We start from the raw sequence: 12,603 nt of genomic DNA, 5'->3' as shown, positions 1-12,603 counted from the left end.
GCGCTTTTGATAAACATGAAAAAAGCACCGTTTCAAAAAACGGTGCTTTAAAATTTTGGCACGCCCACGGGGATTCGAACCCCGGTTGCCGCCGTGAAAGGGCAGTGTCCTAGGCCTCTAGACGATGGGCGCGTAACCGAATCGCGTACTATACAGAAATGCCGTTATCCTGTCAATGACGGCACTGCCGTTCTTCCGATTTATTTTTCAGACGGCCTACAAAGCCTGGGGGAGTATCGGTATAATAAGGCGGTTTGAGAGAAAGGAAAACGCAATGTGGTTTAAGCAAATCAGTTTCTACCCGCTGAATAAAGACAAGCTGCCCGAATTGGACACGCTGGCCGACAAATTGGGCGAAGCAGCCTTTACCCATTGTCAGGGTTTGGACTGGTTTAGCGAGGGGTTTGCGCCGCCGGTTTCCTTTTCGCCGGAGTTGGTTTTTCCGGCCGACTACACTTGGCGCGTGGCGCTGAAAAAGGAAGAAAAAGTCTTGCCCACTGGGGTTATCCGCGATATTTTGGACGATCGCGTGGCGCACATCCAAAACGAAGAAGCGCGTAATGTCGGCCGTAAGGAAAAGCAGGAATTAAAAGAACAGATTACCGACGACCTATTGCCGCGCGCCTTTACCCGCAGCAGCCGCACGCAGGCGATTTTCGATACCCGCCACGGCTATCTGCTGGTCAACAACGCCGCGTCCGCCAAAGCGGAAAATGTGTTGAGCAAGCTGCGCGAAGCGTTGGGCGGTTTGGAAGCGGCGTTGCCGAACACCAAGCAATCGCCCTCTTCGCTGATGACTTCATGGCTCTTAAACGGCGCTTGCGAAGGCGGTTTTGAGTTGGACAGCGATTGCGAACTCAAAGGCGTGGGCGATGTCGTGCCGGTGGTCAAGGTATCCAAACAGGATTTGACCGCTGATGAGGTGGTGCAACACGTCAAAAACGGCAAGGTCGTGACCCAACTGGGCTTGGTGTGGCGCGAGCAGCTGGCCTTTATCCTGACCGCCGACTTTACCCTGAAACGCATTCAGTATTTGGACATATTGCAAGAAGAAGCGGAAAACAACGGCGATGACGCTGCCAGCCTGACTTTTGCTTCGCAGATTTTGATGACCGAAGCCGTTTCCACCATGCTGGAAGAGCTGGTCGGCTATTTAGGCGGTTGGCAGGAATAATTTTCAGACGGCCTCGGTAGCCTCAAGGCCGTCTGAAAGCAAGGATGAACCATGTTGAAAAAGATGATTTGCGGCTTGCTGGCGGTCGGAATGGGCTTATTTGCCCACGCAGCAACGCTGGACGATTATGCCGGTAAGGGTTGCCGCTATGACGGCGCGGTCGGTCGTAACGGCAAACCAGAAGGCCAAGGCGTATGGCAATGCCGCGACGGTCGCCGCTATGCGGGGCAGTTTCAAAAAGGCCGTTTCCACGGCAAAGGCGCATACAGCGTTAATATCCGCGTCGGGCAGGAAGTCTTTTTAGAGCCGTTTAATGTCAACAGCACCAAGCTCAACCACATGACGCTGAACGGCCGCTTTGCCAACGGCTACGCCGAAGGTACGTTTGACGTGCGCAAAGACGGCAAACCGCTGTTTGTGATGAAATTTGACAAAGGCATAATGACCGACGCAAAGCTGTCTAAATCTATTCAGAAATAACCTTCAGACGGCCTTTTTAACCATTAAGGCCGTCTGAAAAATACCATAAGGAATCCCGATATGAGCATCAAATCCGACAAATGGATACGCCGCATGAGCGAAGAGCACGGCATGATTGAGCCGTTTGAGCCGAACCAAATCAAAGAAGCCAACGGCCAGCGCATTATTTCCTACGGCACATCCAGCTACGGCTACGACATCCGTTGCGCCAACGAATTTAAAATTTTCACCAACATCAACAGCACCATCGTCGATCCGAAAAACTTCGACCCGAAAAACTTTGTTACCGTCGAAGACGACTGCTGCATTATCCCGCCCAACTCCTTTGCGCTGGCGCGTACCGTGGAATATTTCCGTATTCCGCGCAATGTGCTGACCGTATGTTTGGGCAAATCCACCTATGCGCGTTGCGGCATTATCGTCAACGTCACCCCGTTTGAGCCGGAATGGGAAGGCTATGTGACGCTGGAATTTTCCAACACCACTCCGCTGCCGGCCAAGATTTACGCGGGCGAAGGCGTGGCGCAGGTGTTGTTTTTCGAAAGCGACGAAGTGTGCGAAATCTCGTATAAAGACCGCAACGGCAAATACATGGGACAAACCGGCGTAACCTTGCCTAAAGCGTAAGCATCCATATTGATTGAAAAGGCCGTCTGAATTTTTTTTCAGACGGCCTTTTTATGTTTATATCATCAATCTAATCATCAGTTCAGATACGGCATGGGATCGACTGCTTTGCCGTTTATCCTAACCTCGAAATGCAGCTTCACACGGTCGGCATCACTGCTGCCCATGCTGGCAATGGCCTGCCCCGCTCGTACCTGCTGGTTTTCCTGCACCAAAATGCTGTCGTTATGCGCATAAGCGGTGATGGTGGCATTATTGTGGCTGATGAGCACTAGCTTGCCGTAGCTGCGCACCCCTTCGCCGACATAAATCACTTTACCGGCCGCCGCCGCTTTAATGGGTTCACCGCGCTGGCCGGCAATGTCAATACCTTTGCTGCTGGTACCGTTATAACGCTGAATCACGCTGTTGCGGCCATTGTCCACCGGCCATTGCAGGTTCAAACGGTTAACCGGCGTTACCGTACGAGCAGACGCGGCATTATAGCGGCTGCTACTGCCGCTTGCGCTGCGCGAGGCGCTGCCCGAACGTTTCACGCGCAAGACTTGGCCGACTTCGATTTTGCTCGAATTGGGGATATTGTTCCAAGCCGCCAAGGTAGATACGCTTTGGCCGTAGCGTTTGGCAATGCGGTAAAGCGTATCGCCCTGCTGCACTCGGTAATAGCCGTCGGGCACAGAGCCTGTTTTATTACCGGCGCAGGCGGCCAGCAACACGGCGCACAATGCCCACGCGGTCGTTTTCAAGGTCTTTTTTAAGGAAAGAGGAGAAGTATTCATAGTGCCTAAGGATAACAAAACTCAGCGGCAAACCGCACCCCGATTACGCTGCCCTTACCTTTTTTTACCCCGCCGCCGCGCCCACTGCGCTTGAAATAGCCCTGTTTTGCCACTACCCTTGCAGCATCCGCCGGGCTGATTGTCCGGCATCATCACAAGGAACGCAAACCATGCAATTTTTCGGTATCGGCTTTTTGGTACTGCTGTTTTTAGAAATCATGTCAATTGTTTGGGTCGCCGACTGGCTCGGCGGCGGCTTGACATTGTTGCTGATGATAGTCAGCTTTATCAGCGGCGTGCTTATGCTGCGCCATACCGGGATGTCCGGTATTTTGCTGGCCGGAGCCGCCGTGCGTAGCGGGCAGAATATTTCGCTATACCAAATGCTGTGGCCAATACGCTATGCCGTGGCCGCCCTGCTGTTTATCAGCCCAGGCTTTATTTCCACCGTTATCGCCTTGATTCTGCTGCTGCCGATTAAAGGCACGCCTGTTGCCGATATGGGCGGCAGCGTCTTCAGCAGCGATACGCAAAATCCGTTCGGCCGCACCACGCGCCAAGACGACGGCGACATCATCGAAGGCGAATACACCGTAACCCGCGCCGACCCGCAAACCCGCAAGCAAGACTATATTGAGCACAAAGCCGATTAAGCCTGCCCCATCAGCAACAGGCCGTCTGAAAACGAATTTTTTTCAGACGGCCTGTTTATTATGCGGCTGCAAATGCTATACTTAGAACCTTGTCGCAAATATCCACCAATCGGAACGGAAAAGAGAAAAAGATGAGCAGAATACAGCAAACCTTTACCGCGCTAAACGGCGCAAAAGCCCTGATTCCTTACATTACCGTCGGCGATCCCGACACGGAAACCACCTTGGCGCTGATGCACAGTCTGGTTGCCAACGGCGCGGATATTTTGGAACTGGGCGTACCGTTTTCCGATCCGATGGCCGACGGCCCGACCATCCAGCGTGCCGCCGAGCGCGCATTAGCCAAAAACATTTCCCTGAAAGACGTCTTGGATACCGTCAGCCGCTTCCGTCAAACCAACCAAACCACTCCGGTTGTGCTGATGGGCTACCTCAATCCGATTCACAAAATGGGCTACCGCGAATTTGCCGAAGCCGCCGCCGAAGCCGGGGTTGACGGCGTTTTGACCGTTGACGATCCGGTGGAAACCATTTCCCCGCTGTATGCCGAACTCAAAGCGCGTGACATCGATTGTATTTTCCTGATTGCGCCGACCACCACCGAAAAACGCGTGAAAACCATCGCCAAAGTCGCAGGCGGTTTCGTGTATTATGTTTCCCTGCGCGGCGTGACCGGTGCCGCCACATTGGACACCGACGAAGTTTCGCGTAAAATCGCCCTCCTGCGCAAACACATCGACCTGCCCATCGGCGTCGGCTTCGGTATCAGCAATGCCGAAAGCGCGCGTAAAATCGGTGCCGTTGCCGATGCCGTGATTGTCGGCAGCCGCATTGTGCGCGAAATCGAAGAACATCCCGGCCGCGAAGCCGAAGCCGCCGGTGCGCTGGCCAAAGAATTGAAAGACGCCATCCGTTAACTCGACCCCGGCCTTACCTTCCCACAAGGCAAGGCCGTCTGAATACTGTTTCCTTAATAAAACCACGAGCCTTTTTTGCCGCAGCGGTTTTGAGACGGTAAGTATCCCTGTATCTTAGGAGTCCCCATGAGCTGGTTAGATAAAATCCTACCGCCGAAAATCAAACGCGAAGAAAAAAGCAGTACGTCTTCAGTGCCCGAAGGCCTGTGGCACAAATGCCCATCCTGCTCTGCAACGGTTTATTCCACCGAATTAAAACAAAATGCGTCCGTCTGCCCGAAATGCAATTACCACAACCCGCTTTCCGCCCGTGAACGATTGGATTTGCTGCTGGACGAAAACAGCCGCGAAGAAATCGCTGCTAACATCAAACCGACCGATCCGCTGAAATTTAAAGACAGCAAAAAATACCCCGACCGCCTGAGTGCCGCCAAAAAAGCCACCGGCGAAGATGACGCCTTGGTGGTGATGAAAGGCAGCATCAATGGTTTGCCCGTTGTGATGGCGGTTTTTGAGTTCAACTTTATCGGCGGCTCGATGGGTTCGGTTGTCGGCGAGCGCTTTGTACAAGGCGTGCGCCGTGCTGCCACCGACAACTGCGCCTTTATCTGCGTAGCCGCTTCCGGCGGTGCACGTATGCAGGAAGGCGTTTTCTCACTAATGCAAATGACCAAAACCAGCGCGGCTTTACACTTGCTGACCGAAAAAAACCTGCCGTTTGTCTCCATCCTGACCAACCCGACCATGGGCGGCGTTTCCGCCAGTTTCGCCTTTTTGGGCGATGTGGTTTTGGCCGAACCGAACGCCCTTATCGGCTTTGCCGGCCCGCGCGTGATTGAGCAAACCGTGCGCGAAACCTTGCCGGAAGGTTTCCAACGCTCTGAATTTTTGCAGGAAAAAGGCGCTATCGACCAAATCGTTGACCGCCGCGAAATGAAACAGCGCATTTGCAACCTGATTACCCTACTCTGCCGTAGAGACAAAGTGACCGCTGCCTGATTTCACAGGAAAACAAAAAGGCCGTCTGAAAATGATAAATCGTTTTCAGACGGCCTTTATCTTTAATGAATTTGATATTTACAGCAAAGCCTGAATATCGTCTGCAATTTCAGACGGCGTCACGCTCGGTGCAAAGCGTTCCACCACTTCGCCGTCGCGGTTAATCAGAAATTTGGTGAAATTCCATTTGATGTCGCTGCCTTCGCGGTTTTCACCCATTGAAGCCAAACGAATCAGTAAATCTTTGAATACATGATTGCCTTTGTCTTCCGGCTTTTGCGCTTTCAAATAAACGTATAAAGGCGCGGCATTCGGGCCGTTGACTTCAATTTTGTCGAAGATTTTAAATTTGGTACCGAATTTCATCTGACACACTTGGGCAATTTCGCTGCTGCTCTCCGGCGCCTGCTCACGGAACTGGTTACACGGGAAATCCAAAATTTCCAAGCCTTGCGCGGCATACTGGTCATACAGCTTTTGCAGCTCTTCATATTGCGGGGTCAGGCCGCAGCGGGTGGCGGTGTTGACAATCAGCAAAACTTTGCCTTTGTAATCGGACAAAGCCACGTCTGCGCCTTTAGCGTCTTTCATGGTGAAATCATAAACCGAGGTCATGCTGTTTCCTTTCTAGGGCAATGCCCTGTTGGTGTTTAAGCGGGAATGTCGCCGATGGTCGCGGGCAGGGTTTCACCCAATACATCTGGATTGGTTTGGACAACAAACGGCTGCTGCGCAAAGGCGGCCAACGCAGTTTGCGTATCGCTGCGGGCATGGCCGTCGAAAATTTCGGGATAGCGCAGTTTCACCGTCAGCAGGCATACGCCCAACATTACCTGCGGCCATTCGCGGCTGTCGGCGGCAAATGTTGGCACATGCGGCAGGGCGCGGGCGATAGCTTCCAAGTTGCGTTTGACCAAGAAATGCTCGCGGCTCTCCCCGGTTTTTTTCTCCAATTTGAAGGCGCTGATGGCGTTGTCCAGCAAAGCCATGGCGTAGCCGATAAGATTCAGACCTTCTGCGGAAGTTACTCGGCCGTTTTCCCAATATTGGCAAATCAGTAGGCTGTTGTAAATGATTTCGCCGCTGTCGGTTTCCAATACCGGAATCTGGCTGAAGGGGTTTTTGGCTTCCAATTCGGGCGGATTCTGCCACGGGTCGGTAAACACCAGCTGTAAATCGTTCAAACCCAATAAATAAGCGCGGGTCAGACACAGGCGGCCGTAAGGGGAAGTGTTGCTAAGATAGAGTTTCATAAGGGCTCCTTTGCTGAGAAAAGACGCTTTGATTGTAGCACTACTGCCCTGTCTGCGCATAAAAAACGCCGCCCGAAAATGGACGGCGAGACTTGCACAAAACAGATTATTTACGCAGACCCAAGCGGGTAATCAAAGTGCGGTAAGTATCCGGTTTGGTACGGCGCAGGTAAGACAGCAAACGGCGGCGTTGGCTCACCATTTTCAACAGGCCGCGACGGCTGTGGTGGTCTTTTGCGTTGGCTTTGAAGTGCGGGGTCAGGTCGTTGATGCGGAAAGTCAACAGTGCAACTTGTACTTCAGAAGAACCGGTATCGCCTTCTTTGCGTTGGAAATCTTTAACGATTTGTGCTTTTTGTTCTACGGTCAATGCCATGATGGAAAAACTCCGAAAATAAATATGAGCTCGTAGGCTCGGACAAGTTTGCCCAGCCGCAACCGGTGCAAACTCCTGAATATCTTTATGAAAAGATGACGGCATTATGCCACAGCCGCCGCGTTTTTGCACGTTTTAATTCTGCTTTTTCCGGAAAATGCTTGCAAAGGCCGTCTGAAAAAAACGACGGTATCTTGCGATACCGTCCAAGCTGCTGTGTTATGGCGGCGCTGTCTTCACTTATCCGACACCGCGCACCGGAACCCCAAGTTGTTCAAAGTATATTTAGCCTGCAAACTGGTGCGGATACCGAAACGCAAAAATGCCGCGTAATTACTCGGATCGCTCGAACCGGCCGAAGCGCCGCTGCAAAACATCTGCGTGCTCGAACCGGCGGCCAGTAGGCTGCTGTTGAAATCTTCCGTCCATTCCCAAATCAAGCCGTGCATGTCGTAAATACCCCAGTAGTTGGCCGGGCTTTGGCCGATATTGCGCAAGCCGTTACGTCCGCCGTCGGCATACCAATCCAAAATCGTGCGGTTATAGCCTGCTTCGGCAGTACCGTTTTTCTGCGTGGCGGAGGCTTGTCCGGCAAATTCCCATTCGTCTATGGTCGGCAGGCGCTTGCCTTGCGCGGCGCAATAGGCGTGCGCGGCAAACCAGGAAACATTGGTCACAGGATGACGGGCTTCCGACTGTTTGGGCGCAAAACCGTTGCCGCTTTTCACCCAGTGTTTCAAATAGCCGTCTTCCGCCTGTTTGGACGACACTTTGCCCCGCTGCCATTGCGGATGTTTTTTGACGAACGCAGCAAAATCGGCATTGGTGACAGGATATTTGTCGATACGGTAGGGCTTGACGCGAATCAAGGGGGTTTCTTTTTTCAGATACAGCGGCCGATAGCTGCCGCCGTCAACCGCAGCCATATCTGCTGCCGCCACGCTGCCGCAGGCCAAGATACCGCATAAAGCAAAGAGTCGGAAGGTATTCATAGTGGTTTGTTTTTATAGAAATGGATTTTTCAGACGGCCTCGGTTGCCACACGGCAAAGGCCGTCTGAAAAATCAATCTGGGTATAAAACCACCGTTACCCGTTAAAAATAAGGTTACTGCCGGATAACGGCGGTTTTTACAAATGACGCTAACTGATTATTTTGCAGCAGATGCGGCTGCTGCCGGAGCGGAAACCGCAGCCGGGGCAGACGCAGTGGCAGGTGCGGCCGGTTGGTACACGGTATCGCTCAGTTTTTTGCTCATGATTTCAGGGTTGTCTTCGCCTTCCACTTTCAACTGACCCAATGCGCCTTTGTTAAACGCACGGAAAATCGAGTGATCCACCAGCGTGTAGCTGCCCGGTACATCCACTTTAAATTCCACCATCGCCGCGCCGCCCGCCGGAATCAGCGTGCTTTGGACGTTTTCGTTAATCAGTTTGCCGCCTTCCACATATACTTTGTCGAAGATTTCACCAATCACGTGGAAAGAAGACACCAGATTCGGGCCGCCGTTGCCGACATACATGCGCACGGTTTCGCCGACTTTGGCTTTCAGGGCGTTGTCGCCCGCAATCGAACCGACATGACCGTTGAACACCACATATTCCGGTTTTTCCGCAATCGCTTTATCCATATCAAAGGCTTGCAGGCCTTGCGCACCGTATTTGCCTTGGGTGTAGAAATCACCCTGTACCACGTAGAACTCTTTATCCACTTTCGGCAGGCCTTCTTTCGGTTCGACCAAAATCAAGCCGTACATACCGTTGGCGATGTGCATGCCCACCGGCGCAGTGGCGCAGTGGTAGATATACAAACCGGCTTGCAATGCTTTAAAAGTAAACGTAGAAGTATGACCCGGCGCAGTAAAGCTGGCTTCCGCGCCGCCGCCCTGACCGGTCGCCGCGTGGAAGTCCACGTTATGCGGTACGGTAGAAGACGGGTCGTTGGAGAATTCCACTTCCACGGTATCGCCTTCGCGTACGCGAATCATCTGACCCGGAACATCGCCGTCAAATGTCCAGTAGTGGTAATCCACACCGTCGGCCATTTTCATGGTTTTTTCAACAGTGGTCATTTTCACGCGGACTTTGGCCGGATGGTCGCGGTCGGTCGGCGGCGGCACTTCCGGCGCATGCGTCACAATGGCATCAATTACCGGCAATTCGCTTGACGGGGTGTCGGCCGCAGCAGTTTGTTCGGCAGAAGCGGCAACAGCAGAAGCTTGGGTGTCTGCTGACTGGTTGGCAGCTTTGTCATCGCCGCCGCAGGCAGCTAAAACAAACATGGAAGCGATAATCGCAGCTAAGGCTTGGCGTTTCATGGTTGTGTTTCCTTTTTTGGAGAGATGGTAAAAAATCGGGTTTATGTATTTTTAAGTCATTATGTGTAGTTTTGATTTTACGAATCTTGACCTAAATCAATTAATTCATAAAATTTGAATCTTTTAAGGCTGAATTAATCCTTAATAACTACACATCCATCATCATAAAAGATTAATTTTTGATGATTTCCGCCAAGATAAATCATCAAATTACCTTATTTTTATTAATAGAAACGATAATAAATATTATTTTTATCAATAAAACAAGCAAAAATAAAAGTGTTAAAACCGTTTTCTTTATCCTTTAAGCCGTGCTACAATCCTTAACATTCATTTAGTACGAATCTATAACCAACCACTTTCCAAAAAAGGAGTACTTGAAATGGGACAGTACAAGAAGCTTTGGTGTCTGCTTTTTGCAGTGCTGATTGTCGGCTTTACCATTCTCGGCTATATGGGCAGCGAGGTTTATAAAAAAGCCCCGCCTTATCCTGAAAAAATCGTGACCGTTTCCGGCAAAACCGTCATGACTAAAGATGATATTCTGGCCGGTCAATCTGCCTGGCAAACCACCGGCGGCATGGAAATCGGCTCGATTCTGGGTCACGGCGCTTATCAGGCACCCGACTGGACGGCCGACTGGCTGCACCGCGAATTGTCCGCTTGGCTGGACATTACTGCGCAAAATGAACTTGGCAAAAAATTTGCCGAATTGGACGCGCAGCAACAAGCCGCTTTGAAAACCCGTTTGGCTGACGAATACCGCGAGCAGAGCCGGATTAAAGAAGACGGCAGCGTGGTCATCAGCGACACCCGTTTGCAAGCCATCGAATCTATCCTGCCTTATTACGACGGCGTGTATGGCAACGACCCGACCTATCTGCAAACCCGCATCCACTTTGCAATGAAAAACAACACTTTGCCGAGTGCCGAAGCGCGTCAGAAAATGTTTGACTTCTTCTTCTGGACAGCTTGGTCTGCTTCAGCCAACCGCCCGGGTGAAACCTTTACCTACACCAACAACTGGCCGCACGAGCCTTTAATCAACAACGTGCCGACCACTGAAAACTACATGTGGTCATTCACCAGCGTGGTTTTGCTGCTGATGGGTATCGGCCTGTTGATGTGGGGTTATTCATTCCTGAGCAAACACGAAGAAGTGCAAGTGCCGTCTGAAGATCCGATCAGCCGCGTACAACTGACTCCTTCGCAAAAAGCTTTGGGCAAATATGTGTTCCTGACCGTTGCGCTGTTTGTGGTACAGGTTTTACTGGGTGGTCTAACTGCGCACTACACCGTCGAAGGCCAAGGTTTCTACGGCATCGATAAAGCGCTGGGCTTTGAAATGGCCGACTGGTTCCCCTATGCCCTGACCCGTACTTGGCACATCCAATCGGCGATTTTCTGGATTGCCACCGGCTTTTTGACCGCCGGCCTGTTCCTCGCACCGATTGTCAACGGCGGCAAAGACCCGAAATTCCAACGCGCCGGTGTCAACATCCTGTATATCGCGCTGTTTATCGTGGTTGGCGGCTCTTATGCCGGTAACTTCTTCGCCCTGACCCACGTCATTCCGCCGGAATTCAACTTCTGGTTCGGCCATCAAGGTTACGAATACTTGGATTTGGGCCGTTTCTGGCAACTCCTGCTGATGGTCGGCCTGCTGCTGTGGCTGTTCCTGATGTTGCGCTGCACCGTGACTGCCTTTAAAGAAAAAGGCACCGACAAAAATCTGCTGGCGATTTTCGTGGCCTCTATGGTGGGCGTGGGCGTGTTCTACGCACCGGGTCTGTTTTACGGTGAGAAATCTCCGATTGCCGTGATGGAATACTGGCGCTGGTGGGTGGTGCACCTGTGGGTAGAAGGCTTCTTTGAAGTATTCGCCACCGCCGCATTTGCCTTTATTTTCTACAACATGGGCTTTGTACGCCGCAGCACCGCCACCGCCTCTACGCTGGCCGCAGCCGCTATCTTTATGCTGGGCGGCGTGCCGGGTACGCTGCACCACTTGTATTTCTCCGGCTCTACCTCCGCTTCTATGGCCATCGGCGCCTGCTTCTCCGCGCTGGAAGTCGTACCGCTGGTATTGTTGGGTCGTGAAGCCTACGAACACTGGTCTTACCAACATTCTGCAGAATGGGCGCGCCGTCTGCGCTGGCCGTTGATGTGCTTCGTGGCCGTGGCATTTTGGAACATGATTGGTGCCGGCGTATTCGGTTTCCTGATTAACCCGCCGATTTCCCTGTTCTACATCCAAGGTCTGAACACCACTGCTGTACACGCGCATGCCGCTTTGTTTGGTGTTTATGGTTTCTTGGCGCTGGGCTTTGTTCTGCTGGTGGCGCGTTACATCAAACCCGATGTCGAATTTGACGACAAACTGATGACTTGGGGCTTCTGGCTGCTCAACGGCGGTTTGGTCGGCATGATTGTCATCAGCCTGCTGCCGGTCGGCGCGATTCAGGCCTACGCCTCTATCACCGAAGGTTTGTGGTATGCCCGCAGCGAAGAATTCCTGCAAATGGAACTCTTAGACACCCTGCGCTGGGTACGCACCGCAGCCGACTTAATCTTCATCGGCGGCGCCTGCTGCGTGGCATGGCAGGCAACTAAAATCGTGTTCAGCCGCAGTAAAAAATAAACTGCTGAAGACGAAGTAAGAAACAACGAGGCCGTCTGAAAATATTTTCAGACGGCCTCGTTGTTTTTCGATTGGCTCTATCTAAAAAATGCCGCCGTATCCATCGGATATGGCGGTATTTCCCTGACTCGATTATTTCTGATGTTTCTGGCGGTAGTAATCCCACTCTTCCACAATTTTGCCGTCCGGCAGATGGCACATGGCATATTCATTGCCCTGCGTATCTTTTTTCGCGACCAGCTTCCCGCCCTGCTCCACGCAAAATACCGAAGCCGGATTCGCCATGCCGATGGCTTGCGGTTCTTCCTGTTTTGCTTCCGGCGCAGCGGTGCAGGCGCTTAATGCGGCGATAACAGCCATACCCAATCCGTAATATTTCATCATGTTA

General features: G+C 52.1%; 14 protein-coding genes and 1 tRNA gene. 7 read left to right on the top strand and 8 right to left on the bottom strand.

What is annotated here, in order from left to right:
• Positions 1-56: 56 nt before the first annotated feature.
• Positions 57-132: transfer RNA gene (locus J2T37_RS02180), tRNA-Glu, on the bottom strand.
• Positions 133-274: 142 nt separating this feature from the next.
• On the opposite strand from J2T37_RS02180, the gene J2T37_RS02175 reads away from it, so the two are divergent.
• Genes J2T37_RS02175 through dcd form a run of 3 tightly spaced genes read left to right on the top strand, consistent with a single transcriptional unit; the run spans position 275 to position 2,281 of the window.
• Complete coding sequence (locus J2T37_RS02175; protein ID WP_253353555.1) at positions 275-1,174, top strand: recombination-associated protein RdgC; 900 nt, start codon at positions 275-277, stop codon at positions 1,172-1,174.
• Between the two features lie 51 nt (positions 1,175-1,225).
• Positions 1,226-1,654 carry a hypothetical protein gene (locus J2T37_RS02170; RefSeq protein WP_253353554.1) on the top strand — a complete coding sequence of 143 codons (429 nt, stop codon included), beginning with the start codon at positions 1,226-1,228 and terminating at the stop codon, positions 1,652-1,654.
• Between the two features lie 60 nt (positions 1,655-1,714).
• Positions 1,715-2,281 carry a dCTP deaminase gene (dcd, locus tag J2T37_RS02165; RefSeq protein ID WP_253353553.1) on the top strand — a complete coding sequence of 189 codons (567 nt, stop codon included), beginning with the start codon at positions 1,715-1,717 and terminating at the stop codon, positions 2,279-2,281.
• A 77-nt stretch (positions 2,282-2,358) separates the two neighbouring features.
• On the opposite strand, the gene J2T37_RS02160 is transcribed toward dcd, so the two are convergent.
• Positions 2,359-3,060, bottom strand: a complete 702-nt coding sequence (locus tag J2T37_RS02160) for a peptidoglycan DD-metalloendopeptidase family protein (protein WP_253353552.1) — start codon at positions 3,058-3,060, stop codon at positions 2,359-2,361.
• 170 nt (positions 3,061-3,230) lie between these two features.
• Here J2T37_RS02160 and J2T37_RS02155 point away from each other — a divergent pair, with 170 nt between their 5' ends.
• The 3 genes from J2T37_RS02155 to accD all read left to right on the top strand — a co-directional run bounded on the left by J2T37_RS02155 (position 3,231) and on the right by accD (position 5,629).
• Entirely contained in the window at positions 3,231-3,713 is a 483-nt protein-coding gene (locus J2T37_RS02155) for an FxsA family protein (RefSeq protein WP_253353551.1), read from the top strand.
• Between the two features lie 131 nt (positions 3,714-3,844).
• Entirely contained in the window at positions 3,845-4,630 is a 786-nt protein-coding gene (gene trpA / locus J2T37_RS02150) for a tryptophan synthase subunit alpha (protein ID WP_253353550.1), read from the top strand.
• A 126-nt stretch (positions 4,631-4,756) separates the two neighbouring features.
• Complete coding sequence (gene accD, locus J2T37_RS02145) at positions 4,757-5,629, top strand: acetyl-CoA carboxylase, carboxyltransferase subunit beta (protein WP_253353549.1); 873 nt, start codon at positions 4,757-4,759, stop codon at positions 5,627-5,629.
• A gap of 78 nt (positions 5,630-5,707) precedes the next feature.
• Here the strand turns inward: accD and J2T37_RS02140 are convergent, their stop codons facing one another.
• The 5 genes from J2T37_RS02140 to nirK all read right to left on the bottom strand — a co-directional run bounded on the left by J2T37_RS02140 (position 5,708) and on the right by nirK (position 9,574).
• Positions 5,708-6,244: a glutathione peroxidase gene (locus J2T37_RS02140; RefSeq protein WP_253353548.1), complete on the bottom strand. Its 537-nt coding sequence runs from the start codon at positions 6,242-6,244 to the stop codon at positions 5,708-5,710.
• 35 nt (positions 6,245-6,279) lie between these two features.
• Positions 6,280-6,882, bottom strand: a complete 603-nt coding sequence (locus J2T37_RS02135; protein ID WP_253353547.1) for a glutathione S-transferase N-terminal domain-containing protein — start codon at positions 6,880-6,882, stop codon at positions 6,280-6,282.
• Positions 6,883-6,988: 106 nt separating this feature from the next.
• Positions 6,989-7,258 (bottom strand): 30S ribosomal protein S15, encoded by a 270-nt coding sequence (gene rpsO / locus J2T37_RS02130; protein ID WP_253353546.1) that lies wholly within the window; start codon positions 7,256-7,258, stop codon positions 6,989-6,991.
• 236 nt (positions 7,259-7,494) lie between these two features.
• Complete coding sequence (locus J2T37_RS02125; protein ID WP_253353545.1) at positions 7,495-8,250, bottom strand: formylglycine-generating enzyme family protein; 756 nt, start codon at positions 8,248-8,250, stop codon at positions 7,495-7,497.
• A 157-nt stretch (positions 8,251-8,407) separates the two neighbouring features.
• The gene (gene nirK / locus J2T37_RS02120; RefSeq protein ID WP_253353544.1) at positions 8,408-9,574 is read right to left on the bottom strand and encodes a copper-containing nitrite reductase; all 1,167 of its coding nucleotides are present in this window, start codon (positions 9,572-9,574) and stop codon (positions 8,408-8,410) included.
• Positions 9,575-9,956: 382 nt separating this feature from the next.
• On the opposite strand from nirK, the gene J2T37_RS02115 reads away from it, so the two are divergent.
• Entirely contained in the window at positions 9,957-12,215 is a 2,259-nt protein-coding gene (locus tag J2T37_RS02115) for a nitric-oxide reductase large subunit (RefSeq protein ID WP_253353543.1), read from the top strand.
• 132 nt (positions 12,216-12,347) lie between these two features.
• Here J2T37_RS02115 and J2T37_RS02110 read toward each other — a convergent pair whose 3' ends face one another.
• Positions 12,348-12,599: a putative hemolysin gene (locus J2T37_RS02110; RefSeq protein WP_253353542.1), complete on the bottom strand. Its 252-nt coding sequence runs from the start codon at positions 12,597-12,599 to the stop codon at positions 12,348-12,350.
• Between the last annotated feature and the right edge of the window lie 4 nt (positions 12,600-12,603).

This window comes from Neisseria perflava (assembly GCF_024170405.1).
GTDB lineage: Bacteria > Pseudomonadota > Gammaproteobacteria > Burkholderiales > Neisseriaceae > Neisseria > Neisseria perflava_B.
Note: the sequence above shows the minus strand (reverse complement) of the source record. Positions and strands in the feature narration are given on the sequence as shown.